Consider the following 24,685-nt stretch of genomic DNA (forward strand, 5'->3'; position numbering starts at 1 on the left):
CAAACAAACAACAATAACGGGTTCAAATAAGGGGGCTCAAACTAAATTAGTTTGAGCTTTTTATTTGTATAATAAAGCAGGAAGAATCAATATACATATGGAATACAACAATAATTAAATTGAAACAGAAAGAGGAAATGAAATGAAAAAAGTATGGAAATCAATGGATTATTCATTGTTACTTCCTCTTGTTATCTTATGTGTGCTGGGAGTAATAATGGTATATAGTTCTAGTTCCATTGTTGCGATTTCGCGATTTGATAAACCAGCAAATTTCTTTTTTAAAAGACAATTAATTACTTTAGCTGCTGGAACAGTGTTATTAATAATTCTTGCTATTATCCCATATAAAGTGTGGAGAAAACGAATCTTTTTATTGGGGAGTTATGGAATTAGTGTTGCATTATTAGCAGCAGCTGCCTTTTTCACTAAGAAAGTAAACGGTGCAAACGGGTGGATATTTGGAATACAGCCTGCAGAATTTGTTAAGATAACAGTTATTCTCGTCTTAGCTCATTTCTTTGCCAAAAGACAAGAAACGAATACACCTGTTTCCAAAGGGTCAGGTCCAGTACTTATTGGTGTTGGTATAATCATGTTTTTAATATTAAAGCAAAATGATTTAGGTACTGATTTGTTAATTGCAGGAACAGTAGGAATTATGTTCCTTTGTTCGGGAGTACAGGTTAACTTATGGATTAAACGAATTGCTTTAACTTCTATAGTATGGATTCCGGCACTATATCTTCTTGGCAATTATGCATTAAATCCATATCAAAAGGCACGTTTTTCTGTTTTCCTTGATCCGTTTAATGATCCTCAAAAGGATGGATTCCAATTGGTGAATTCATTTATTGGAATTGCTTCTGGAGGGCTTAATGGTAGGGGATTAGGAAATAGTGTGCAAAAGTATGGTTATTTACCAGAACCACAAACGGATTTTATTATGGCAATTATATCGGAAGAACTTGGTTTTATAGGCGTAGCAATCATTTTGATTTGTTTATTGCTTATAATTATTCGATCATTTAGAGTCGCACAAAAGTGTACAGATCCATTTGGAAGTTTAATAGCTATCGGAATTGCAAGCTTGTTTGGAGTTCAAACGTTTATTAATGTTGGTGGTATGTCTGGAGTAATACCACTTACCGGAGTACCATTACCGTTTGTCAGTTACGGTGGTAGTTCTTTATTAGCTAATCTACTTGCGATGGGGATACTACTCAATATTGCTAGTCACGTGAAACGACAAGAGAAACAACAGAATGGATTAATGAAAGAAAAAGAACAAAATGGACCACATCTTGTAGTTGTAAAATAAAAACACATTGTGCTTTAGAGCATGATGTGTTTTTATTTTTAAGTAGTTTTAAATATGATGTACTAATTTCTCTTTCAGTTAAAAGATATATCACATTAAGTTAAATGTGATATACAATTAAGTTGTTAGAAAAGGAAGAGGTATGCTATACTATTTTTGTGAAACAAATTGCACAGAAAACTTATCATTTGTTAAAAAATAAGGTATGATGGATAAAAATAAAGTGAAGCTTTCTAAGTATAATATAATGTGGAAAGTGAAGAACTTCACGCTTTTTAAGGTGTGTATATATTTTATCTCTAGAGTGGTAGGAAAGTAGAGGGGGAAAATCATGACAAAGCTGCAACGTATTCAAAAAGTATTGGTAGCTAACCGTGGAGAGATTGCAATTCGTGTGTTTCGAGCTTGTTCGGAACTTGGATTAAAAACAGTTGCAATCTATTCTAAAGAGGATAGTGGTTCTTATCATCGCTATAAAGCCGATGAGTCCTATTTAGTTGGGGAAGGAAAAAAACCAATTGATGCTTATCTAGATATTGAAGGCATTATTGAGATTGCAAAAAGTAATCATGTAGATGCAATCCACCCTGGATATGGTTTCTTGTCAGAAAATATTCAATTCGCTAAACGTTGTGAAGAAGAAGGAATTATCTTTATCGGTCCGAAAAGTAAGCATTTAGATATGTTTGGAGATAAAGTGAAAGCAAGAACACAAGCGCAGCTAGCACAAATTCCAGTTATACCTGGTAGTGATGGTCCAGTAAATTCATTAGAAGAAGTCGAAAAATTTGCTGAAAAGTATGATTACCCGATTATTATTAAAGCATCCCTTGGGGGTGGCGGTCGTGGTATGCGTATTGTGCGTACTAGTGAGGAATTAGGAGAATCATATAATCGAGCGAAATCAGAAGCGAAAGCAGCCTTTGGTAATGATGAAGTTTACGTCGAAAAATTCGTTGAAAAACCTAAACATATAGAAGTACAAATTTTAGCAGATGAAGAAGGCAATGTTGTTCATTTATACGAGCGTGACTGTTCTGTACAACGTCGTCATCAAAAAGTTGTAGAAATTGCACCGAGTGTATCACTTTCAGATGATCTGCGTCAGCGTATTTGTGATGCTGCTGTGAAGTTAACGAAAAATGTAAATTATTTAAATGCAGGAACAGTAGAATTCCTTGTAAAAGATGATGAGTTTTACTTTATTGAAGTAAATCCACGTGTTCAAGTAGAACATACGATTACAGAAATGATTACGGGAGTAGATATTGTTCAATCACAAATTTTAATAGCTGATGGACATTCATTACATAGCAAAATGGTAGGTGTTCCGAAGCAAGAGGAAGTAGTTGTACATGGATTTGCAATTCAATCTCGTGTAACAACTGAAGATCCGCTAAATAATTTTATGCCGGATACAGGAAAAATTATGGCGTATCGATCAGGCGGTGGTTTTGGTGTACGTCTTGATACAGGAAATAGCTTCCAAGGTGCAGTTATTACACCGTACTACGATTCTTTACTTGTAAAAGTTACAACTTGGGCACTTACTTTTGAGCAAGCTGCTGCAAAAATGGAACGTAACTTAAAAGAATTCCGTATTCGTGGTATTAAAACAAATATTCCATTCCTAGAGAATGTAGTAAAACATAAAAACTTCTTATCAGGAGAATATGATACTTCATTTATCGATGCGTCACCTGAATTGTTCTTGTTCCCGAAACGTAAAGACCGTGGAACGAAAATGTTAAATTACATTGGTACAGTAACAGTAAATGGTTTCCCAGGAGTAGGTAAAAAAGAAAAACCAATATTCCCAGATGCTCGTATTCCATGTTTAAAACATTCAGAGCCAATCCAAAATGGAACGAAACAAATTTTGGACGAGCGTGGAGCGGACGGATTAGTAAAATGGGTACAGGATCAAAAACGTGTACTTTTAACGGATACAACATTCCGTGATGCACACCAGTCATTACTTGCAACTCGTATTCGTACAAAAGATTTACATCAAATTGCGGAGCCAACAGCGAGAATGTTACCGAACCTATTCTCAGCGGAAATGTGGGGCGGTGCAACGTTTGATGTTGCGTATCGTTTCTTAAAAGAAGATCCATGGGAACGATTACTAGATCTTCGTGCAAAAATGCCGAACGTTTTATTCCAAATGTTACTTCGTTCTTCAAACGCAGTTGGATACAAAAACTATCCAGATAATTTAATTCAAAAATTTGTGGAATGTTCTGCTCAAGCAGGCATTGATGTATTCCGTATTTTTGATAGCTTAAACTGGATGGAAGGCATGAGAGTTGCAATTGACGCTGTACGAGACACTGGTAAAATTGCAGAAGCAACAATGTGCTACACAGGGGATATCCATGATCCACTGCGTAGTAAATATGATTTAAATTACTATAAAAATTTAGCAAAAGAGTTAGAAGCATCAGGAGCTCACATTTTAGGTATTAAAGATATGGCGGGCTTATTAAAACCAAATGCAGCATATGATTTAGTTTCTGCATTAAAAGAGACAGTGTCGATTCCGATTCACCTGCATACGCACGATACGAGTGGAAATGGTATATTAACGTATACGAAGGCAATTGAAGCGGGTGTTGATATCGTCGATGTAGCAGTGAGTTCTATGGCTGGTCAAACGTCACAACCAAGTGCGAACACGCTATACTATGCATTAGGTGGAAACGAAAGACAACCAGATGTTAATATAGATTCTTTAGAAAAACTATCTCATTATTGGGAAGATGTACGCAAATACTATGCACCGTTTGAAAGTGGTATGAATGCGCCTCATACAGAGGTATATATGCATGAAATGCCGGGTGGACAGTATAGTAATCTTCAGCAACAAGCGAAGGCGGTTGGTTTAGGAGATCGCTTCGATGAAGTGAAAGTAATGTACCGCCGTGTGAATGACATGTTTGGAGATATTGTAAAAGTAACGCCATCATCAAAAGTTGTTGGTGATATGGCATTATTTATGGTTCAAAACCATCTGACAGAACAAGATGTTTTAGAGCGTGGACATGCGATGGACTTCCCAGGGTCTGTTGTTGAAATGTTCTCTGGTGATTTAGGTCAACCGTATGGTGGTTTCCCGAAAGAATTACAAAAGATTATTTTAAAAGGGAAAGAGCCGTTAACAGTAAGACCAGGTGAATTACTAGAGCCAGTAGATTTCGAAGCATTAAAAGAAGAATTATTCCATAAACTTGGACGCGAAGTAACGATTTTTGATGTAGTTGCATATGCTTTATATCCAAAAGTATTTATGGATTATGAAAAAGTTGCTGAGCTTTATGGAAATGTATCTGTACTTGATACACCGACGTTCTTCTATGGTATGAGACTAGGTGAAGAAATTGATGTAGAAATTGAACAGGGTAAAACATTGATGGTTAAACTAGTATCAATTGGAGAACCTCAGCCGGATGGAAATCGTGTCCTTTACTTGGAATTTAACGGTCAACCACGTGAAATTATCGTGAAAGACGAGAGTGTAAAAGCAACAGTTGCACAACGTGTGAAAGGAAACCGTGAGAATCCAAATCATATTAGTGCAACGATGCCAGGAACGGTAATTAAAGTAGTTGTAAAAGAAGGCGATGAAGTGAAAAAAGGCGATTCTATGGCAATTACAGAAGCGATGAAAATGGAAACGACAGTTCAAGCGCCGTTCAATGGTAAAGTGAAGAAAGTATATGTTAACGATGGTGATGCGATTCAAACGGGTGATTTACTTATTGAATTAGATCACTAAAATAAAAAAAGAGCTGTGTAAAATACAGCTCTTTTTTTATTGCAAAAAATCCCTTGCCAATTCGGCAAGGGATTTTAGTTTTAAATTATTTTGTTTGTTTAGAAGTTAATTCGGCTTCTTTTGCATTCACTTTACTTCTTGTTCCTAACATAACTAAATAGCATAGTACGGCAAACAAGCAAGAAATGAATAGAGAATGTAACAATGCCATTGCTAAACTAGCGTTTGTAAATACAACTAAAACTCCTACTACAGCTTGAAGTGTAACAAGGATAAATGAAATGATCCATCCCCAATATACGACAGGTTGCTGTTTGTAATGGCGAATAGCGAGAATCATCGCGTATAGTATCCAAGCGAAAATTAACATCGCTGCAACTCTATGGCCCATTTGAACCCATTCATGTAGTTGAGTTGGCATAGGTCTGTTTTTGCTACATAAAGGAAAGTCTGGACAGGCTAAGCTAGCTCGTTCGTGACGTACTAAAGCACCTGTGTAGACGACGATATAACTGTAAATTGTTACACCATAAATATGAAATTTCATTTTTTTGTCCATAATAAGTGAACGTGCATCAAATTTTTGGTCAATTTCAAAGATAAGACACGTTAATAAAATGACAGAAGCAAATGAAATTAAGGAAATACCGAAGTGGATAGCAAGTACAGCTGGCATTTGGCCCCAAACAACTGCTGCTGCTCCCATTAATGCTTGTGCAACTAAAAATACGAAGGATAAAATTGCTAACGTTTTTGTTTCACGCACATGTTTATAATATTTCCAGGACAAAATACAAAGGAGAGTGACAAGAATTCCAGCTGATCCGGATGTTAATCGGTGGCTAAGTTCAATAATAGTTTCCATTGATAAATTAGATGGAACAAATTCACCGTTACAAAGTGGCCATGATTTACCACAACCTTGACCAGAACCTGTTTTTGTAACTAAAGCGCCTCCTAATAAAACTATTAATAAATCAAGGCTTGTAATGACTGCTAACCATTTAATAAAGCGTTGCAATCTCTTTCACCATCTTTCTGCTATGAAGTTATTGCGAAATATTTTCATTCCATTATGTATAGAATAAAACGCGCTAGTTCCTATGATATATAAAAAATAATAAAATAGCAAAGAAATGGAGGGGGAAGGAAAGGGGGAGAAAATAGGTGTAAAAACAGGGTTCCTAAGGAAAATTTTAGGTGAAAAATAGGCTATTTTGAAAAGAAATGGGGAGAATACGTGTTAAATAAGACAAAATAGTTTATTATAGAAGGTAACATCATGTTATGATAAGGACAAGTCAGAATGAAGTTTTTCATATTCGACACAAAAAGTTCATGTTTTCTTCACAAAATGTTCGGGAAATATGATTTAATATATTGGAGTATGGGCGTAGATTAGTAGTAGAATGGGTTAACAATGTTTCTACTGTAATAATATTGCTATATAGAAGCGAATTATTTCATTTGAAATATGCGCAAAAAGAAAGATGAAAGTTTTAAGAGGGGGTTAGAGTGATGAACCATGCAACAAGTGAGCTGCATGATGAGTCCGCTGTTACAAGTGTACCGGAAACAACTCGGTTACAAGATTTAAAAGCACTCGTTAAAATGGGGATTGTAAACTCAAATACACTTACTGTATTTACAGGATTTTGGTTGGCATTACACTTTAATGGATTAAGTGTAATGGACAATCTGGATAAGTTATTCTTTACAATCGTTGGTTCTGGATTAGTTATGGCAGGGGTATGTTGTTTAAACAACTACATTGATCGAGACATCGATCCATTAATGGAAAGAACAAAGACCCGTCCAACGGTTACTGGAAAGTATAAACCAGGATTTGCACTTACATTTGGACTAGTCATATTACTTCTTGGTTTTGTATTTTTATTATTAACAACACCAATGGCAGTCTTAATGGGATTTATTGGTGCTTTCACATATGTTGTTCTATATAGTTTATGGACAAAGAGAAAGTATACACTAAATACTGTTGTAGGTAGTATATCTGGTGCAGTTCCTCCTTTAATTGGATGGGCAGCAATCGATCCATCTTTAGGCCATCCAATTGCTTGGATGTTATTTTTAATTATGTTTATTTGGCAAATCCCACATTTCCTTGCATTAGCAATGAAACGTGTTGATGAATATCGAAATGCAGGAATTCCAATGCTTCCTGTAGTTCATGGATTTGAAATTACGAAACGCCAAATTATGATTTGGACAGTATGTTTATTACCACTACCATTTTATATGAGTGGACTAGGGATAACATTTATGGTAATTGCAACACTGCTTAACATCGGATGGATCGTTTTAGGATTTTATGGCTTCCGTAAGAAAGATGACATCAAATGGTCCGTGCAAATGTTTGTTTATTCCCTAAATTATTTAACAATCTTATTTGTATCAATGATTGTAGTTACATTCTTCTAAGACAACGACATAATTGGATTTCTTTACGTTGAGATTTACTTTACTTAACTATAAAGTACAATCTAATTCACAAGGAAAGTGGGGGTTGTTTGTATGAAGAAACAGTGGCGACTGCTTTCGTTCGTTTCACTGCTGGCTTTACTGTTAGGGGGATGCGGTAAAGCCTTTCAATCTACTTTAATTCCGCAAGGAGAAGTAGCAAAAATGCAATATGATTTACTTCTACTGGCGAGTGCAATCATGGTAGGAGTAGTACTAGTAGTTACTATTATTTTCTTATATGTAATTGTGCGTTTCCGACAAAAGAAAGGTCAGGAAGATTATATTCCAGAGCAAGTTGAAGGGAATCACAAGCTAGAAATTATATGGACAGTTATTCCGATTATTCTTTTACTAATCTTAGCTGTTCCAACAGTTACATATACATTCAAACTTGCTGATGTAAGTGCGATGGAGAAAAAGAATATTGATAAAGATACTATCGTTGTTGATGTAACAGCGAATCTTTATTGGTGGGAATTTTCTTATAAATCAGAAAAGATAGTAACTTCGCAAGATTTGGTCATCCCCACAGGTAAGAAAGTGTATTTAAATTTGAAGGGTGCCGATATTAAACACTCATTTTGGGTTCCATCTTTAGCAGGGAAAATGGATACAAATACAGACAATGTGAACAAAATGTGGTTAAAGGCAGATAAATCGGGCACTTATAATGGTTTTTGTACAGAATTTTGCGGCCCATCACATTCTTTAATGCAATTTAAAGTGAAAGCTTTAGATGAAAGCGAGTACAAAAAATGGCTTGCTGATATGAAGAAGATTGATGGGAAGAAAGAAGTAGCTTCAACAAAGGCGCAAGAGGGCCAAGAAATATTTAATAAAAGCTGTATTGGTTGTCATGCAGTTGGATCTAATGATAGTAGACCACCTTCCGCTCGTATCGCACCAAACTTAGCAAACTTTGCGGATCGCGATATGGTTGCCGGTATTGCCGAAAACAATGAAGAAAACTTAAAAAAATGGCTGAAAGATCCTGAAAATATGAAGCCAGGAAACAAAATGACTGGCAAATATGGCAACTTAACGGATGATCAAATTGATGCATTAAATGCATACTTACAAACGTTAAAAGTTGAAAAGTAAAGAGGGATTATTCGCGAAGGGGAGGTTGAAAACGTGAGTTCTGTAGCAAAAAAACAGGGGATGGGTGCTGTCATATGGGATTATTTAACGACAGTAGACCATAAAAAGATTGCCATTCTCTATTTAATTGCAGGTGGATTGTTTTTTGTAATAGGCGGAATAGAAGCTCTATTTATTCGCCTTCAATTAGCGATTCCTAACAACGCTTTTCTTGTTGGGGATGCTTATAATCAAGTATTAACGATGCACGGTACAACAATGATTTTCCTCGCAGCTATGCCACTCGTGTTTGCATTTATGAACGCCGCTGTACCACTTCAAATTGGTGCACGTGATGTAGCGTTCCCGTTTTTGAATTCACTCGGATTTTGGTTATTTTTCTTTGGTGGAGTATTTTTAAATTTAAGTTGGTTTTTAGGTGGAGCACCTGATGCAGGATGGACATCTTATGCATCTTTAGCTTTAGCCTCTAAAGGTCATGGTGTTGATTTCTATGTACTCGGCTTGCAAATCTCAGGTATTGGTACATTAATTGGAGGTATTAACTTCCTTGTAACCATTATTAATATGCGGGCGCCAGGAATGACGTACATGCGTATGCCGATGTTTACATGGACGACATTTGTAACATCTTCGCTTATATTATTCGCTTTTCCGCCGTTAACTGTAGGATTAGGACTTTTAATGTTAGATCGTTTATTTGGAACAAGTTTCTTTAATCCGGCATTGGGCGGGAATACAATTATATGGGAGCATTTATTCTGGATTTTCGGTCATCCAGAAGTATACATTCTTATACTCCCAGCTTTCGGAATATTCTCAGAAATCTTCGCGACATTTTCGAAAAAACGATTGTTTGGTTATTCATCGATGGTGTTTGCGACTGTATTAATTGGATTTTTAGGATTTATGGTATGGGCGCACCATATGTTTACTGTTGGACTTGGTCCAGTTGCTAATGCTATTTTCTCGGTCGCAACAATGGCGATTGCGGTTCCAACTGGTATCAAAATATTCAACTGGCTCTTTACAATGTGGGGCGGAAGTATTCGTTTTACGACACCAATGATGTGGGCAGTAGCTTTCATTCCATCATTCGTAATGGGTGGAGTTACAGGGGTTATGCTAGCATCTGCACCAGCTGATTATCAATTTCATGATAACTATTTCGTAGTAGCGCATTTTCATTATGTAATCGTTGGCGGTGTTGTATTTGGTTTACTTGCAGGAGCTCATTATTATTGGCCACTGATGTTTAATAAAGTATTAAATGAAACATTAGGAAAGATAACGTTCTGGCTATTCTTTATCGGCTTCCATTTAACGTTCTTTATTCAGCATTTCCTTGGCTTGATTGGTATGCCACGCCGTTACTACACATATCTTGAAGGGCAAGGGTTGGAAATGGGGAATATGATTAGTTCCATCGGAGCGGTGTTTATGGCTCTTGGAACGATTGTTCTTCTATTCAATGTAATTAAAACGACAGTATCAAAAGAAAAAGCTGGTCGTGATCCGTGGGATGCACGTACATTAGAATGGACAATGCCAGCACCGACACCAGAATATAACTTTAAACAATTACCATTTGTTCGCGGATTAGATCCGTTTTGGATTGAAAAACGTGAAGGTAATAAAGAGATGACAGCAGCGGAACCAGTTGGTGATATTCATATGCCAAATCCTTCGTTTTCACCATTTGTCATTTCTTTCGGATTGTTTATAGCGGCATTTGGTGCGATGTATATGCAGGGCGGAAAAGATAAGTTCTGGTTATTAGTAGCAATTATTGGTTTAATCATTACATTTGGCGCAATGTTCCTACGTTCAGTAATTGATGATCATGGGTATCATATTCATAAAGAAGATTTAGAGGATAAGGGGGGCAAGGCATAATGCATGTAGATGAAAAATTAACGAATGAAACATTTCCAGCAGAGCCTGAAAAAGCAACCCTTGAAGGGAAAAATAAGTTTGTCGGTTTTTGGTTATTTCTTGGAGGCGAAACAGTGTTGTTCGCTTCCTTATTCGGAACATATTTAGCGTTAAAGAATTCTACAAATGGTGGACCAACATCTCAAGAGATGTTCCAAATGCCACTCGTTTTCATTATGACGATGCTTTTATTAACGAGTAGCTTAACGAGTGTATATGCGATGTATCACATGAAAAACTTTAACTTTAAGAAAATGCAGCTTTGGTTACTAGTAACAGTATTGCTAGGTTTAGGGTTTTTAGGGTTTGAGATATATGAGTTTTATCATTATACACATGAATTTAAGCATACTATGAGAAGTAGTGCGTTTGGCTCTGCGTTTTATGCTCTTGTTGGTACACATGGACTCCACGTATTGTTTGGGTTATGTTGGATTCTAACATTAATCTTTAGAAATGCGAAGAGAGGTCTAAATTTATACAATGCACCGAAGTTTTATGTTGCATCGATTTATTGGCACTTTATTGACGTAGTTTGGGTGTTTATTTTCACTGTAGTATATTTAATGGGAATGGTGGGATAAACAATGGCGATAAAGCAAACGAATAATCCTAAAGTTGATCTTGTTTATCGGAAGAGAAAAAGTGCGGAGGAAATGAGGCATCAAGTTATTACGTTTGCATTAATGATTTTTTTAACATTAGTTGCATTTGTAGCGGTGGCGTATCCAAAAACTTTTAGTCCGATTTTCTCTGTACCGTTTATTTTACTATTAGCAGTGGTACAAGTAATTTTTCAATTGTATTATTTTATGCATATGAGTCATAAAGGACATGAAGCAGCAAGTTTCTTTCTTTACTCTGGTCTGCTAATAGGGTTAATTACAATTTTAGCTTTTATGACAATCGTGTGGATTTGAAAAGTGAAAAATAAGGGAGCTTGTGTTGTCACAGCTCCCTCTTCATATTATGAGATAACCTTACGAAGGTAGGTGTGAAAATGAGTAACTTGTGGATATTTGGTTTTCAGGCTTTATGGAGTCCAATCTTTTTATTATTTATGCTTTCGATTCTTATTGGGTACTTCTTAATTATTGGGCCATATAGAATGCGATTTGAAAATGCGACGAAGGTAAGTAAGAAGCAAATTTTTTATTTTACGACTGGTATTGTTCTTTTGTATTTTGTAAAGGGAGGGCCTATTGATTTAATTGGCCATATTATATTTAGTGCTCATATGTTTGAAATGGCAGTCATGTATATTGCAGTTCCACCGTTACTGTTGCTTGGTATACCAATTTGGTTATATCGTTACATTACTTCTTTTAAGTTTGTTCAAATTATATTAAAGGCATTTGCTAAACCGCTTATTGCGTTATTTGTATTTAACGGCCTGTTTTCTTTTTATCATTTACCAGTTGTTTTTGATACGGTAAAACAAAGTCAAATAGCTCATCCTATTTGTCTCGCTATATTGTTTTTTACAGCAATCATGATGTGGTGGCCGATGTTAAATCCATTACCAGAATATCAAACATTAAGTGATATAAAGAAACTTGGTTATATGTTTGCTAATGGCATATTATTAACGCCTGCTTGTGCGTTAATCATTTTTGCGACAGCCCCGTTATTTGCAACGTATACGGATCCGGCTGCTTGGATGAAAGCGATGGAACTATGTGTACCAGCGGGCACTTTATCAGATTTAAATATAACGGGACCAGAATTTTTGCACTGGATGCCAGTCGTACAAGACCAGCAAACTGGTGGTATCATAATGAAAATTGTCCAGGAAATAGTGTACGGTACAATTATAGGCTATGTATTCTTTAGATGGGCACGTAGAGAACGTGAAAAGGATAAGGAGCAGTTGCAACAATTGCCGCCGTATTTACAGACTAAGTAAAAAAAGTGTATGGGATTCCATGCGCTTTTTCTTTTTAGTTTTAGCTACCTTAAAAAGATTGAATTTTCTAACTTTTTATGTTAAGTTAGTGTAGGCGTGTACTAAAAGTGGAGATAAAATTTACTACTAGCTTTCATGCGTAATAATTCCATATGTAGTGCAAGTTTTTTAGAGAGTTACAAATATATATTGTTATCTTTAATAAACACGAACTATTTTAAGGGGGAGTTTAAATGGGTAGTAGTGGAAGTATGGTAAAGCCGATTAGTGGTTTTTTGACAGCACTAATTCAATATCCAGTACCAGTAGTAGAATCGCGTGCAGACATTGATAAACAAATTCAACAAATCATAAAAACAATTCATTCGACCAAATCAGGTTACCCTGGTTTAGAATTGATAGTATTTCCTGAATATAGTACACAAGGGCTCAATACAAAAAAATGGACTACAGAAGAATTTTTATGCACAGTGCCTGGGCCAGAAACAGACTTATTTGCTGAGGCATGTAAAGAATCTAAAGTATATGGTGTTTTTTCAATAATGGAGAAAAATCCTGATGGTGGAGAGCCATATAATACAGCAGTTATTATTGATCCACAAGGTGAAATGATTTTGAAGTATCGTAAGCTAAATCCTTGGGTGCCAGTCGAGCCTTGGAAAGCTGGAGATTTAGGCTTACCTGTTTGTGATGGACCTGGAGGAAGTAAATTAGCTGTTTGTATTTGTCATGATGGCATGTTCCCTGAAGTAGCTCGTGAAGCGGCCTATAAAGGTGCAAATGTCTTAATTCGTATTTCTGGATATAGTACACAAGTTAGTGAACAATGGATGCTAACCAATCGTTCAAATGCATGGCAGAATTTAATGTATACATTGTCGGTAAACTTAGCGGGTTATGATGGCGTATTTTATTACTTTGGTGAAGGACAAGTATGTAATTTTGATGGGACTACTTTAGTACAGGGACATCGAAATCCTTGGGAGATTGTTACTGCTGAAGTATATCCAGAACTAGCAGATCAGGCTAGATTAGGATGGGGATTGGAAAATAATATATATAATCTAGGTTCAAGAGGATATGTAGCAACTCCTGGTGGGGTGAAAGAAAATCCATATACGTTTGTAAAAGATTTAGCTGAAGGTAAATATAAGGTTCCTTGGGAAGATGAGATTAAAGTAAAAGATGGATCTATTTATGGATATCCAGTAAAAAAAACGATTCATTCTTAGGGAAGGGAAATAAAACAAGCGCATCATATTGATGCGCTTGTTTTTGTTAATCAATAATTTGAAATTCTTTTAACTCTTTTTCGACATTTTGTAGGAGTTGTTCGCTTTTTTGAAGTACATTCGTTGGGAAAGTCTCATCATCACCATATTCAACGCCGTGAGGATAATAATGTTTTCCTAATAAGGGGGGAAGTAGTTTTACTTCAGCGTGTCTACTGCCAATGTCACCTTCAACAGCAACTCCTTGCACTCGTAAATAATAAACATCCTTTAATATTTCAAATTTATAATCGTATGTAACTCGCTCATAATCCCACTGTCCGGCAAGTACGAAGTGGTTGTTTTCCATGATTTCAGTTAAAAGAGTTAATTCAACGACGGCTCCATTAAATTGCGTATTTGTAAATTGCATATAATACCTCCTTTTTTAATGTTACACCATTATTTTTATAATAGTATGAATAATAAGAAAGTGCAATTCATATTGAGAGAAAAGGGATAATCCAGACTTTTTTCACAAAAATATGATATAGTGAAAAGAGTACGGTACACACAAAAAGAAAGAAAAGGATTTGTGTATATCTCAATTTTATGTTTTGTTCAGGAGGTATATCGTTTGAAGAAATTATTGCGTATCGTAATGATTACATTTTTAATTTTAGCTGTTGATTTATACGGGAAATTACTCGTTTCACAATATATATTAACCCCATCTCAATCAAAGCAAGAAAATAAAATTGTGAAAAAGAAAAAGCAAATTAAGGAAGACTCCTCAGACACTGTTTTAAATATGATTGGTGAAGACTCTGAAAACTTATTAGCGAAGTGGGGAGAACCCTCTCGAATAGAGCCATCTGCATACGGATATGAATGGTGGGTATACAACCAGGATTTAACTCAGTATGTTCAATTTGGAGTTTCTGAACGTAAAGTTGTAACGGCATACGCAGCTGGTGAACAAGTTAAGGTTCCACCTTATTATATAAATGAAAAATATGAAGAAGTATATAAAAAAAGTCCGCTTTCGCATGAAATTTCATTAAAAAGAGGGAAAAATAGTTATCAATTTGAGCTATCTGATACCGAAGTCATGGAACAACCGTTAATACCTGTAGAAGATGGATGGGCGCAATTGTATTTTGATCAATTTACACATGAGCTTGTTGGTGTTCGTTATATGGATGATGAAACTTTATTACGCCAAAGACCGTATCAGCTCGTTTATTCAGGTGAATTAATAGCAGAACAACCATTGACTCCAGAAAAAATAAAACAAGTAGAAAATGGGAATATGCAACAAATTTTTGATTTAACAAATATCATTCGAAGTCGTCATAAATTACCATTATTAACATGGGATCAGGAAACAGCAGATGTTGCTGTTGGTCACAGTAAAGATATGAAAGACAATAATTATTTTTCTCATGACTCACCTACATTAGGTACACTAGGAGATCGTTTGCAGCGCGGGAAAGTAGGATTTCAACTTGCTGGTGAGAACATAGCGGCGCAACATAGTGATGGAATTGCGGCAGTGCAAGGTTGGTTAAATAGTGAGGGGCATAGAAAGAATTTATTAAATGAACAATTTACAGGATTAGGTGTTGGTGTATACGATAAATTTTATACACAAAACTTTATTCGAAAATAAAGTGAAATTGTAAGCGGTGGGGTGTTAACATCACCAAATTAGTTACTTCGTATTCACTGAATTGTAGGTGGGAATCTGACCGTATGCAAATAGCAGAAAAAAAGGTGCATGAATCGTCTAAAAATAGGCGAACCATGCGCCTTTTTTTTCTTACTATATAGTAGATATACATGGAGAGGTGAGGATTATGCCAACAACAAAAGGACCGTTACATCCATCGGTTCAACAGTTTAAAGAATTTGTAAACCATCACCCTAAAATGGTTCATGAGGTTAGAAGTGGTCATAAAACATGGCAACAATTTTATGAAGAATGGTACTTACTTGGTGAAGAAGATCCAATATGGGCAACTTATAGACCGGATGGAGCGCCTGCGTTTTCTTCGGTAAAAGAAAATAAAAAAGAAAAAGATAATCGAACTGAAGAGGAAAAAACTGCTGATGTGATGGGGCAAATGCTTTCTTTTTTTAAAAAGTTGGACGTGGAACAAATGCAGAACCATTTAGCCAATGTGACGAGTGCAATTGGGAGCGTGCAACAAGTTATTCAGCAATTTCAAGGTAACCGTACGCAGCAAGAGCAAAGTACTTCAGAAAATAACCCGTTTTTCTTTCAAAAGGATTAGGGGGAAGGATAATGAGAGCAGAAATTATGGAGTTTATAAAGGCTGATGAGGATTTATCTCGCTATATTAGAGAGCAACCGTACTGGTATAGAAAATTAACAAGAAATCCTGAAGAAAAAGAGGCTTTTGAGTTAGCGGCGATGCAACATTTCAAAAAAACAATACCAGATAAAGTGGAAAAGTTTCAAAATCAATTGGCCGTTGCTTCGATCATGATTGATATGTTTCAGTATATGAAGCAACAAAATGCAACCTAATTGGAAGTGAAAAATATGTCCGTCATGCAGAACTTTTGTTACAATAGAGGTTGATTATTTAAAAAGGAGTTGCAGCATGACGGAAATTTGTTTAGTACGACATGGACAAACTGATTGGAATTTTCAAGAAATTATTCAGGGGCGAGAAGATATTCCGCTTAATGAAGTTGGTAAGAAGCAAGCGAGTCAGAGTGCAGCTGCTTTACAAGAAGAAACGTGGGATATCATTATAAGTAGCCCGTTAATTAGAGCGCAAGAAACGGCTAATGAAATTGCAAAGACAGTTGGATTACAATCGATTTTATTAGATGAGCGATTTGTTGAACGGAATTTTGGAGAAGCTTCAGGGAAGCCGGTTGCGGCTGTTAGAGAGTTGATTGCTGAAGGTAAAGTAGAAGGTATGGAGCGAGATGAAGAGATTGTAGCTCGTTGCTTTGCTGCTTTAGAAGATGTTGCGACAACTCATTTTGGCAAACGTATTATTATTGTTGCTCACTCACACGCGATAAAAGCGATTTTACATGCCATTGAACCAGATGAAATTACATTTAAGACACCATTAAAAAATGCGTGTATTAGTTATGTGAAACAAAATAGTGGAAAGTGGGATGTTCTTAAATATAATATAGCGGAACATATTAATGTATAAGTGTGTACGGATATAGTGTAAAAATAGTTTCATTATATCTTTCTTTTGAGTAAGTCACTTCAATTAGTAGTTCTAATCTAAATGTGGTATGATGGATACTCGGAGGTGTCTCTCATGATTGTAGCGACGCTAGAAAGCGTATTAATATTAGATAAGGCAGAGCAGCTTGCAAAAGCGATTATCTGTTCAGATATAGCAGAAGATTATCGTAAGTATTATAGAGAATTACATGAAGATATGGAACTTCAGACGCTCATTCAGCAATTTACAGCGATGAAAGAACGGTATGAGGAAGTACAGCGTTTTGGAAAATACCATCCTGACTATACTACCGTGTCAATGAAAATGAGAGAATTAAAGCGTTCTGTGGACTTACATGATAAGGTTGCAGCTTTTAAAAGAGCAGAAACTGCTTTGCAGAAGTTATTAGACGAAGTTAGTGTAGCAATCGGTTCGGAAGTGTCTTCTTCCATTAAAGTGCCAACAGGAAATCCATTCTTTGATGCTGGTGGCTGTGGTGGAGGTTGTGGTACTGGCGGAGGTTGTGGTTGTAAAAAAACGGGGTGATGTGCCCCGTTTTTTAGAAGTTGGAAGAAAACGTATACAGAGTTTGTCCTGTAATGTTATAAATTTCTGATTGGTTTTCATAGAATATAAAATATATGTTTTTAAAAGGAGAAGATGGAGAAGATTATGTTCGGGCAACGACAAAGTATGATTGTTTATTTACATTCATTGAAACATGCCAAGATTTTAAGGAAATATGGTAACATACATTACATATCAAAACGATTGAAATATGCTGTAGTATATTGTGATATGGAACAAATTGAGCATATGATGCATAAGTTGAACAAACTTCCTTTTGTGAAAAAGATAGAACAGTCGTATCGCCCGTATTTAAAAACGGAATTTGAAAATTCCCGTCCTGATCGAGCAAAAGAATACGATTATAGCTAATAGAAAAAATCCCCGGCTAAATTTAGCCGGGGATTTTTCACTTGAAATAACGTGTTATTTCATCGGAGGAATGAAATTGTTCATTCGTAAAATACCAATTAAATGATTAAAAAACAGTTCTTTTTCTGGGAAAGTTGTAGATGGTTTTACAGTAAAGGTAGCCACTTTTTTTCCGAGTTGTTCTGCCGTTTCTTCAAATAAAATGACACGTTTACTTTTTTTATTTTCAAATACAGGAATGCCTTCACGACATATGTATAATGGTTGGAAATCACCAGTAGTAGTTGGTTTTAATATTACAACAAGCGAACATACTTTTTTATCGTTTTTTATCGTTTCGAATTGTAACATATGTGCTATACGTTCTTGATTTGTTTTGGCAATTTCAAGTAATTCATATAAATCAGAGTAGCCTTCTCCAAGTTCTATAAAGCGTTGAATCATATCTTTTCCTCCTCTTTCTTTTACTGTACCATTTCACTTTTTAAATGAAAAGCACACAAAGAAAAAAAACCCTGCATAGCAGGGCCCTTCTTATACTAGCATGTACTAGTAAGAAGGCAAAGGGAGAGGAGAAACCGGAGGAAGAACTTATGGGGAAACGTAAGTCTTCTCCGCGGTTGGCAACAACATCGAAGGTGATGTTGTTATAATTATTTATGTCCAATCTAAATGAAGATATACATAATGAAATTAAATTTTATGTTGGGCTTTTTATTTTTCTTTTTTTTATTTTGTGATAGGATAAAAAAGATAAAGTGGAACTAATATACATATTGGGTTCATATTAGTGAATGATGAGATGAATACATAAAAATAACGAGAGGTTATTTGAGGCCGAGTTTTCCTATAGTTAGGTGAATGTGGTTTGTTAACGGTTACCGAAGTGGGAATGGCTTTCTATAATCGCTCGATAGATTGAAATAAAGGTAGTGACAACAGATGAGAGTAGTTTCAGGAAAATGTAAAGGACACCCACTTAAAGCGGTTCCTGGTAATACAACACGTCCAACGACAGATAAAGTAAAAGAATCTATTTTTAATATGATAGGTCCTTATTTTGATGGTGGTATCGCCCTTGATTTATTTGGTGGTAGTGGTGGTCTTGGAATTGAGGCTTTGAGCAGAGGGATTGATAAAGCAATTTTTGTTGATCGGGATAGTAAAGCGATAAAAGTAATTCATCAAAATTTAGAAAGTTGTAGAGTACAGGAACAAGCTGAAGTATATCGAAATGATGCTGAACGTGCAGTAAAGGCGCTAATAAAACGTGAAATGTCATTCGATCTTATATTGATAGATCCTCCATATAAAGAGCAAAAAATTGTATCTTTAATTAGTATAATGGATCAACATGGATTGCTACATAGTGATGGATTAATTATGGCAGAGCATGGTAATGATGTAGTTTTACCTAATTCAATAGGAAGGCTTGTAAAAGTACGAGCTGAGAATTATGGGATTACTGCAATATCGATTTATAAGTATGAAGGTGAGGGGACAGAATGACAAGTATAGCTATTTCTTCAGGAAGTTTTGATCCAATTACCCTTGGGCATCTGGATATTATTAAAAGGGGAGCAAAAGTATTTGATGAGGTGTACGTAGTCGTTTTAAACAATTCATCAAAAAAACCATTCTTTTCAGTTGAAGAGCGATTAGAATTAATTCGAGAAGCGACAAAGGATATCCCGAATGTAAAAGTAGATTCGCATAGTGGGCTATTAGTAGAGTATGCAAAAATGCGTAATGCAAATGCAATATTACGTGGTTTACGAGCAGTTTCTGATTTTGAATATGAGATGCAAATTACTTCTATGAATCGAAAATTAGATGAAAATATTGAAACATTTTTTATTATGACAAACAATCAATATTCATTTTTAAGCTCGAGTATTGTAAAAGAAGTTGCGAGGTATGGAGGAAGTGTAGTAGATCTTGTACCTCCTATTGTAGAACGTGCTTTAAAAGAAAAGTTTCAAACCCCGTTAAAGTGAACGGGGTTTTTCTTTATATGTGCGCAAAAATAATAAAATAACATATAAGTATAGACAAAATAATGTGAAAATTGGTCCATAATGTATAAAAGATGTCCAAATTTCATGTAGTATAGAAGGATGCTCGGATAAAAATACAGGAATATCTTTTGGCATAGGCGAGAAAGAACTCACTTTCTCATAAAATGGTGTCCAAAATACAAATGTAAAAATAGGGGCAAGAATACTTTGAATAATTCGTGCGAAAAAATAGGGTTTAAATCGGATATCTGTTTCAGCTAATATGCTAGCAACTTGTGCCTGAATAGAAAGACCACTAAATGCTAAAATGAAGCTTGTTACCATAGCTTGTTGTAAGAGCGGTGTTTCATTTATTTGACTAATCATTTGGCTTCCGAGTGTCATTTCGAAAATACCTGATAATATAGGTATACTAAAATCTGTACTTAGTTGGAAGAATGATAAAATATGTTGCATAATAAAAGAAAGAGCTGCTGTAATGTGAAATACAGTAATCATTTTATTTAACACAGAGAATAAAATAATAAATCCGCCAATCATAAGTAATGTTTGAATAGAAGAAACAATGGCATCCCCAAGTAATTTACCAATTGGTCTTTTTTCTTGTAAGCGTGTCTCGTGAAGGATTAAAAAAGGGTTTTGAAAGCGACGTTTTTTTGTAGTGTGTGTATTAATTTTGTAAGCGGTATTATCGCCGTAAAAACGCATAATTAATCCGACAGCAAAGTTACTGAAATAATGGGCAGCGGCTAATATAATTCCTAATTTCGGATTATTAAAAAAACCGATAGACACAGCACCGAAAATAAAAAGTGGATTAGAAGAATTTGTGAAAGAAACGAGGCGCTCCGCTTCAATCTGAGTTAAAAGATTGCTTTTTCGTAGTCTAGCGCTTAATTTGGCGCCTGCAGGGAAACCAGAAGCCATTCCCATCGCCCAAACAAATCCGCCTATCCCTGGAACGCGAAAAAGTGGGCGCATGAGTGGTTCTAATATAACGCCAATAAATTTTACAACACCGATACTAATTAGAAGTTCCGCAATGATGAAAAACGGTAGTAGTGAAGGGAATACAACTTCCCACCATATATTTAACCCGCGAATAGAAGCTTGCAAAGCGGCTTGGGGGTGGAGTACAAGAGAAAAGGTTAAAAATAGCGTTGATATGGTAAGGAAAGCGGTTTTCCATTTTTCATACATGTAAGTAAATCCCCCTTTGTCCCAAAAAACGTTCATTTCAGTATACGTGGATACGTAGTGAATTTAGACCATAAGTATGAAAAAGGAATGAAAAAAATTAAAGGGTGAGAAAAATGAAAGAACCAAAGATTGGTTTAGCACTTGGGTCTGGAGGAGCGAAAGGGTTTGCTCATATTGGTGTAATAAAGGTTTTAAGGGAAGCGGGTATCCCTATTCACATGATTGCAGGAAGTAGTATGGGGGCGCTAATAGGTACGTTTTATGCGGCAAGTAGTAACGTTGAAAGATTGTATAAATTGGCATCTGTTTTTAAGCGGAAGTATTATTTAGATTTCACGGTACCGAAAATGGGATTTATTGCTGGAAAACGTGTCAAAGATATGATTAAAATGTTTACATATAATAAAAATTTAGAAGAGTTAGATATCCCGACGGCTGTTGTGGCTACTGACATATTGAAGGGGGAAAAAGTGGTTTTTACAAGTGGGCCAGTTGCAGATGCGGTGAGGGCTAGCATATCTGTTCCTGGAGTGTTTGTACCAGAAAAAATAGATGGAAGATTATTAGTGGATGGTGGAGTCATTGATCGCATCCCAGTATCGGTTGTGAAAGAGTTAGGGGCCGATATTGTTATCGCTGTTGATGTATCTCCAATTAAGGTAAATGGCGATGTTACGTCCATTTATGACGTAATCATGCAAAGTATTGAAATTATGCAGCATGAGCTTGTAATGAATCGGCAAATTGCATCGGATTTAATGATGCGACCAGCTGTAGAGCAATTTAGTTCACGTGCTTTTACAAACATTGAAGACATTATTCGAGTTGGAGAAGTAGAAGCAGAAAAACATATTTCAAATATTTATTTATTAATTGAGCAGTGGAAGGAGAAACATAATGTTTAAGCGTTTTCGGTTTATATATGCAATCTTAATAGGGGTTATATTGGCGATGTTACTTGTTTACGTACGTTTACCGTATTATATAACAAAACCAGGAATGGCTGCCAAATTAGAGCCTTATGTTCAAGTTGAGGGTGGAACGAAAGAATCTGGTGATTTTATGCTTGTTACGGTTTCAATGGGACCAGCAAATGTGGTGAATTTAATAGCGGCACAGTTTAATAAATATACACATATTTCGAAAGCGGAAGAAATATTGCAAAAAGGTGAGAGTGATGAAGAATATCAATTTCGCCAAAATTATGCGATGAAAGATTCACAAAATGCAGCGATTTATAATGCATATAAACGTGCAAATCGCTCAGTATCTTTTGAAAATAAAGGTGTATTAGTTGCTGGTGTGGCAAAAGGAATGCCGTCAGAAGGAAAGCTTAAGCTTGGTGATGTTATTATAGCTGTTGACGGAAAAACATTTGAAAAGACGGAGCAATTTATTGAATATATGACAGGGAAAAAAGAAAATGATGCTGTAAGTATTGAGTACATGAGAAATGGAAAACAATTGAAAGAGAATTTAAATGTAAAGACGATTCCTAATGGGAATGGACGTGTCGGTATAGGTGTTTCTATCGTTACGGAAAGAGAATTAGTGGTCGATCCGAAAGTGAAAATTAATTCTCATGAAATTGGTGGACCATCCGCAGGTTTAATGTTCACATTAGAAATATATAATCAACTTGTGGAAGAAGACTTAACGAAAGGACATGAAATAGCTGGAACAGGTACAATTAATGAAAAAGGAGAAGTGGGCCCGATTGGTGGTATAAATCAAAAAGTGGTGGCTGCTAGCGATGCTGGGGCTGAAGTGTTCTTTGCGCCAAATGAAAAAGGTGCGGAGAAATCGAACTATAAAGATGCACTTGAGACTGCAAAGGATATTAAAACAAAAATGAAAATTGTACCAGTGGATACGCTGGATGATGCGTTAACATATTTAGAAAAGATGGATAAGGAAAAAACCTCTCTGAAATAGAGAGGTTTTTTATAGGAATTTTGTAGTTGTTTCATCATAGCGAATAGGATGGTGTGTTATATCCTGTTTTAATAGTTGTGTGCGTAACGGTTCGTGCATGATGGAGAAATATACAGAGTTTGCTTTTTTCTCTATATCTAAAGCGGCATGGTCGAATGTTTTTGTATGAGTAAGGATTGGAAGTTCGATTTTTTTCTTATTTTTTGAAAGGTAAGTTTGTCCTTTTTGTGACATGCCTAGCAGGCGAATATATGGTGCGTGTTGTTCTATATTTGCGCTACGTATATCCTCTTTTGTTGTGTTTGTTAAAATGTGTGTACAAGCTCTTTGTAATCTAGTCCATGTATAACGTTTTGTTTTTAATGCTTCCATGAATGAATAGAAGGAGGAACTGTTTTGTATTTTTGATAAAATACGATGCTCTAAACCTTCTTCTATTTCATATATATGTCGTAAGTCCTCTGGAGACATCGTCATGAGTCTATATTTAAAAAATGAAAAGTATTGTTCCCAATTATGTAATATCCCGTAGTTTTGTTTGTAATTTGCTAAAAGCGAAGTGGTTGCCTGTGGGAGAAAAGGTTCAATTGTTGTAAATGATCCTTCTTCGCTAAAGAGTTGTTTTCGGATGCTTGTCGCGCTTGCAATATGTTGGTCATTAAATGTTTCATCATGATAATGAGAGGCAAATCTTTTTATAGTTTGAGCTTGTATAGAGCTATTTTGTGACAGAATTGCTTTCATATATTGGAAGCCTAAAATATTATTTGGTTGTGACATATCTATGTTTTTTTCAGATGTTAAAATGTGTGAGAAAGCATCCGATGTTGCTTTTGCATAACTATTACCAGCGTCCATGAATTGTTTTACAAGGCAGTTAAAAGTCTCTTCTTCGTTTTTTTGTATGGAGATGGTATTATAAAAATTTTCGATTTGTCCATCCTCACTACCGAAACAAATTTCGGAAACACGCAGGGCATTTAAAATGGAAATAGCACCATTTGCGAAGGTTTCAGCCTTTTGTGTTGCGAAGACGTATGGAAGCTCTACAACAAGGTCTACGCCGTTTGCTAAGGCCATTTTAGTGCGATACCATTTGGAAATGAGTGCGGGCTCACCACGCTGTAAAAAAGGACCACTCATAACGGCAATTATTATATCGGATTGTGTTAACTTTTTTGTCTGTTGCACATGATAAAGATGACCGTTATGAAAAGGGTTATATTCAACAACAATACCACCAGCTTTTATGGTAATCTCTCCTTTCGATGTAGCATCTTTTTGAAAAACGTGATACTCTATATATTATTTACTATGATGACTTCATTATAGTGTAAAGAAAAAACATTGACAAATATAAAATGGCTAGCTATAATTTTGTTTGTTGCCTTGAGGTGATATGATATGAAATGGTCCATCCATCAATTGAATAAATTGAGAAATAAAGGATTGACATTGGATGAGATGGTAGATGTAAGTGAGCTAAAAGAGGTCGAGAAAGATATTCGTGAAATTAATCCTGTTCATGTAACGGGAAGAGTTGATTTTGGCTCCGGTAAGTTTACGTTTCATCTACATATAACTGGAAGCATGGTTTTACCATGTTCTCGCTCTTTAGTAGATGTGACATTAC

Annotated in this window: 24 protein-coding genes and 1 pseudogene; 20 read left to right on the forward strand and 5 right to left on the reverse strand. The window is 35.7% G+C overall.

All coding sequences use genetic code 11. The annotated features are described in order from the left end of the window. The first annotated feature begins 142 nt into the window (after positions 1 to 142). Together MR107_RS23680 and pyc are read left to right on the forward strand one after the other, a co-directional pair. Positions 143 to 1,321: an FtsW/RodA/SpoVE family cell cycle protein gene (locus MR107_RS23680; protein ID WP_025689183.1), complete on the forward strand. Its 1,179-nt coding sequence runs from the start codon at positions 143 to 145 to the stop codon at positions 1,319 to 1,321. Between the two features lie 331 nt (positions 1,322 to 1,652). After that, a complete protein-coding gene (pyc, locus tag MR107_RS23685; RefSeq protein ID WP_242292802.1) occupies positions 1,653 to 5,099 on the forward strand; it encodes a pyruvate carboxylase in 3,447 nt (1,148 codons plus the stop codon). 85 nt (positions 5,100 to 5,184) lie between these two features. On the opposite strand, the gene ctaA is transcribed toward pyc, so the two are convergent. Then, positions 5,185 to 6,120, reverse strand: coding sequence for a heme A synthase (ctaA, locus tag MR107_RS23690; RefSeq protein WP_001188743.1), 936 nt, complete (start codon positions 6,118 to 6,120; stop codon positions 5,185 to 5,187). 497 nt (positions 6,121 to 6,617) lie between these two features. On the opposite strand from ctaA, the gene ctaB reads away from it, so the two are divergent. The 7 genes from ctaB to MR107_RS23725 all read left to right on the forward strand — a co-directional run bounded on the left by ctaB (position 6,618) and on the right by MR107_RS23725 (position 13,757). Further along, the gene (ctaB, locus tag MR107_RS23695) at positions 6,618 to 7,541 is read left to right on the forward strand and encodes a protoheme IX farnesyltransferase (protein ID WP_001015058.1); all 924 of its coding nucleotides are present in this window, start codon (positions 6,618 to 6,620) and stop codon (positions 7,539 to 7,541) included. 93 nt (positions 7,542 to 7,634) lie between these two features. Beyond that, positions 7,635 to 8,684, forward strand: coding sequence for a cytochrome c oxidase subunit II (gene coxB, locus MR107_RS23700; RefSeq protein WP_000745268.1), 1,050 nt, complete (start codon positions 7,635 to 7,637; stop codon positions 8,682 to 8,684). A gap of 60 nt (positions 8,685 to 8,744) precedes the next feature. Beyond that, positions 8,745 to 10,580 (forward strand): cytochrome c oxidase subunit I, encoded by a 1,836-nt coding sequence (ctaD, locus tag MR107_RS23705; protein WP_153579316.1) that lies wholly within the window; start codon positions 8,745 to 8,747, stop codon positions 10,578 to 10,580. Beyond that, a complete protein-coding gene (gene ctaE / locus MR107_RS23710) occupies positions 10,580 to 11,203 on the forward strand; it encodes a cytochrome c oxidase subunit III (protein WP_000557861.1) in 624 nt (207 codons plus the stop codon). Before ctaD ends, ctaE begins: the two co-directional genes overlap by 1 nt. A 3-nt stretch (positions 11,204 to 11,206) precedes the next feature. Then, positions 11,207 to 11,539: a cytochrome c oxidase subunit IVB gene (ctaF, locus tag MR107_RS23715; protein WP_000985706.1), complete on the forward strand. Its 333-nt coding sequence runs from the start codon at positions 11,207 to 11,209 to the stop codon at positions 11,537 to 11,539. 80 nt (positions 11,540 to 11,619) lie between these two features. Continuing rightward, complete coding sequence (gene ctaG, locus MR107_RS23720; RefSeq protein WP_000069023.1) at positions 11,620 to 12,525, forward strand: cytochrome c oxidase assembly factor CtaG; 906 nt, start codon at positions 11,620 to 11,622, stop codon at positions 12,523 to 12,525. A gap of 233 nt (positions 12,526 to 12,758) precedes the next feature. After that, complete coding sequence (locus MR107_RS23725) at positions 12,759 to 13,757, forward strand: formamidase (protein WP_000535802.1); 999 nt, start codon at positions 12,759 to 12,761, stop codon at positions 13,755 to 13,757. 46 nt (positions 13,758 to 13,803) lie between these two features. Here MR107_RS23725 and MR107_RS23730 read toward each other — a convergent pair whose 3' ends face one another. After that, positions 13,804 to 14,169, reverse strand: coding sequence for a YugN family protein (locus tag MR107_RS23730; protein WP_001160952.1), 366 nt, complete (start codon positions 14,167 to 14,169; stop codon positions 13,804 to 13,806). Positions 14,170 to 14,373: 204 nt separating this feature from the next. On the opposite strand from MR107_RS23730, the gene MR107_RS23735 reads away from it, so the two are divergent. The 6 genes from MR107_RS23735 to MR107_RS23760 all read left to right on the forward strand — a co-directional run bounded on the left by MR107_RS23735 (position 14,374) and on the right by MR107_RS23760 (position 17,899). Further along, positions 14,374 to 15,408, forward strand: a complete 1,035-nt coding sequence (locus tag MR107_RS23735; RefSeq protein ID WP_000735378.1) for a CAP domain-containing protein — start codon at positions 14,374 to 14,376, stop codon at positions 15,406 to 15,408. Positions 15,409 to 15,595: 187 nt separating this feature from the next. After that, positions 15,596 to 16,033 carry a YlbD family protein gene (locus tag MR107_RS23740; protein ID WP_001143346.1) on the forward strand — a complete coding sequence of 146 codons (438 nt, stop codon included), beginning with the start codon at positions 15,596 to 15,598 and terminating at the stop codon, positions 16,031 to 16,033. Positions 16,034 to 16,044: 11 nt separating this feature from the next. Then, positions 16,045 to 16,290, forward strand: coding sequence for a YlbE-like family protein (locus MR107_RS23745; RefSeq protein ID WP_001200990.1), 246 nt, complete (start codon positions 16,045 to 16,047; stop codon positions 16,288 to 16,290). A gap of 76 nt (positions 16,291 to 16,366) precedes the next feature. After that, the gene (locus MR107_RS23750) at positions 16,367 to 16,939 is read left to right on the forward strand and encodes a histidine phosphatase family protein (RefSeq protein ID WP_000134946.1); all 573 of its coding nucleotides are present in this window, start codon (positions 16,367 to 16,369) and stop codon (positions 16,937 to 16,939) included. 114 nt (positions 16,940 to 17,053) lie between these two features. After that, positions 17,054 to 17,506 carry a YlbF/YmcA family competence regulator gene (locus tag MR107_RS23755; RefSeq protein ID WP_000634366.1) on the forward strand — a complete coding sequence of 151 codons (453 nt, stop codon included), beginning with the start codon at positions 17,054 to 17,056 and terminating at the stop codon, positions 17,504 to 17,506. A 126-nt stretch (positions 17,507 to 17,632) separates the two neighbouring features. After that, a complete protein-coding gene (locus MR107_RS23760) occupies positions 17,633 to 17,899 on the forward strand; it encodes a YlbG family protein (protein WP_002082261.1) in 267 nt (88 codons plus the stop codon). Between the two features lie 54 nt (positions 17,900 to 17,953). On the opposite strand, the gene MR107_RS23765 is transcribed toward MR107_RS23760, so the two are convergent. Then, complete coding sequence (locus MR107_RS23765) at positions 17,954 to 18,343, reverse strand: DUF7147 family protein (protein ID WP_000616017.1); 390 nt, start codon at positions 18,341 to 18,343, stop codon at positions 17,954 to 17,956. 498 nt (positions 18,344 to 18,841) lie between these two features. On the opposite strand from MR107_RS23765, the gene rsmD reads away from it, so the two are divergent. Next, positions 18,842 to 19,408 carry a 16S rRNA (guanine(966)-N(2))-methyltransferase RsmD gene (gene rsmD, locus MR107_RS23770; protein WP_001266978.1) on the forward strand — a complete coding sequence of 189 codons (567 nt, stop codon included), beginning with the start codon at positions 18,842 to 18,844 and terminating at the stop codon, positions 19,406 to 19,408. After that, complete coding sequence (coaD, locus tag MR107_RS23775) at positions 19,405 to 19,896, forward strand: pantetheine-phosphate adenylyltransferase (protein WP_000200601.1); 492 nt, start codon at positions 19,405 to 19,407, stop codon at positions 19,894 to 19,896. Before rsmD ends, coaD begins: the two co-directional genes overlap by 4 nt. Here coaD and ylbJ read toward each other — a convergent pair. Further along, positions 19,888 to 21,117: a sporulation integral membrane protein YlbJ gene (ylbJ, locus tag MR107_RS23780; protein ID WP_000273082.1), complete on the reverse strand. Its 1,230-nt coding sequence runs from the start codon at positions 21,115 to 21,117 to the stop codon at positions 19,888 to 19,890. The genes coaD and ylbJ overlap by 9 nt on opposite strands. 113 nt (positions 21,118 to 21,230) lie before the next feature. Here ylbJ and MR107_RS23785 point away from each other — a divergent pair, with 113 nt between their 5' ends. Together MR107_RS23785 and MR107_RS23790 are read left to right on the forward strand one after the other, a co-directional pair. Next, positions 21,231 to 22,022 carry a patatin-like phospholipase family protein gene (locus tag MR107_RS23785; RefSeq protein ID WP_000662588.1) on the forward strand — a complete coding sequence of 264 codons (792 nt, stop codon included), beginning with the start codon at positions 21,231 to 21,233 and terminating at the stop codon, positions 22,020 to 22,022. Continuing rightward, on the forward strand, positions 22,015 to 23,052 hold the full coding sequence (locus MR107_RS23790) for a SepM family pheromone-processing serine protease (RefSeq protein ID WP_000476280.1): 1,038 nt from the start codon (positions 22,015 to 22,017) through the stop codon (positions 23,050 to 23,052). Before MR107_RS23785 ends, MR107_RS23790 begins: the two co-directional genes overlap by 8 nt. Positions 23,053 to 23,061: 9 nt before the next feature. On the opposite strand, the gene MR107_RS23795 is transcribed toward MR107_RS23790, so the two are convergent. Beyond that, on the reverse strand, positions 23,062 to 24,243 hold the full coding sequence (locus tag MR107_RS23795) for a nucleotidyltransferase (protein WP_063220783.1): 1,182 nt from the start codon (positions 24,241 to 24,243) through the stop codon (positions 23,062 to 23,064). A gap of 213 nt (positions 24,244 to 24,456) precedes the next feature. Between MR107_RS23795 and MR107_RS23800 the strand changes: the two are divergent. After that, a pseudogene (locus tag MR107_RS23800) lies at positions 24,457 to 24,685 on the forward strand (DUF177 domain-containing protein); the annotation flags it as partial.

Source organism: Bacillus cereus group sp. BfR-BA-01441, from assembly GCF_022663075.1.
GTDB classification, from domain to species: domain Bacteria; phylum Bacillota; class Bacilli; order Bacillales; family Bacillaceae_G; genus Bacillus_A; species Bacillus_A cereus.

Coding starts and splice junctions, on each gene's coding strand:
- MR107_RS23680 (WP_025689183.1), top strand. CDS start 143: ATGAAAAAAGTATGGAAATCAATGGATTATTCATTGTTACTTCCTCTT.
- pyc (WP_242292802.1), top strand. CDS start 1,653: ATGACAAAGCTGCAACGTATTCAAAAAGTATTGGTAGCTAACCGTGGA.
- ctaB (WP_001015058.1), top strand. CDS start 6,618: ATGAACCATGCAACAAGTGAGCTGCATGATGAGTCCGCTGTTACAAGT.
- coxB (WP_000745268.1), top strand. CDS start 7,635: ATGAAGAAACAGTGGCGACTGCTTTCGTTCGTTTCACTGCTGGCTTTA.
- ctaD (WP_153579316.1), top strand. CDS start 8,745: ATGGGTGCTGTCATATGGGATTATTTAACGACAGTAGACCATAAAAAG.
- ctaE (WP_000557861.1), top strand. CDS start 10,580: ATGCATGTAGATGAAAAATTAACGAATGAAACATTTCCAGCAGAGCCT.
- ctaF (WP_000985706.1), top strand. CDS start 11,207: ATGGCGATAAAGCAAACGAATAATCCTAAAGTTGATCTTGTTTATCGG.
- ctaG (WP_000069023.1), top strand. CDS start 11,620: ATGAGTAACTTGTGGATATTTGGTTTTCAGGCTTTATGGAGTCCAATC.
- MR107_RS23725 (WP_000535802.1), top strand. CDS start 12,759: ATGGGTAGTAGTGGAAGTATGGTAAAGCCGATTAGTGGTTTTTTGACA.
- MR107_RS23730 (WP_001160952.1), bottom strand. CDS start 14,169: ATGCAATTTACAAATACGCAATTTAATGGAGCCGTCGTTGAATTAACT.
- MR107_RS23740 (WP_001143346.1), top strand. CDS start 15,596: ATGCCAACAACAAAAGGACCGTTACATCCATCGGTTCAACAGTTTAAA.
- MR107_RS23745 (WP_001200990.1), top strand. CDS start 16,045: ATGAGAGCAGAAATTATGGAGTTTATAAAGGCTGATGAGGATTTATCT.
- MR107_RS23750 (WP_000134946.1), top strand. CDS start 16,367: ATGACGGAAATTTGTTTAGTACGACATGGACAAACTGATTGGAATTTT.
- MR107_RS23755 (WP_000634366.1), top strand. CDS start 17,054: ATGATTGTAGCGACGCTAGAAAGCGTATTAATATTAGATAAGGCAGAG.
- MR107_RS23760 (WP_002082261.1), top strand. CDS start 17,633: ATGTTCGGGCAACGACAAAGTATGATTGTTTATTTACATTCATTGAAA.
- MR107_RS23765 (WP_000616017.1), bottom strand. CDS start 18,343: ATGATTCAACGCTTTATAGAACTTGGAGAAGGCTACTCTGATTTATAT.
- rsmD (WP_001266978.1), top strand. CDS start 18,842: ATGAGAGTAGTTTCAGGAAAATGTAAAGGACACCCACTTAAAGCGGTT.
- coaD (WP_000200601.1), top strand. CDS start 19,405: ATGACAAGTATAGCTATTTCTTCAGGAAGTTTTGATCCAATTACCCTT.
- ylbJ (WP_000273082.1), bottom strand. CDS start 21,117: ATGTATGAAAAATGGAAAACCGCTTTCCTTACCATATCAACGCTATTT.
- MR107_RS23785 (WP_000662588.1), top strand. CDS start 21,231: ATGAAAGAACCAAAGATTGGTTTAGCACTTGGGTCTGGAGGAGCGAAA.
- MR107_RS23790 (WP_000476280.1), top strand. CDS start 22,015: ATGTTTAAGCGTTTTCGGTTTATATATGCAATCTTAATAGGGGTTATA.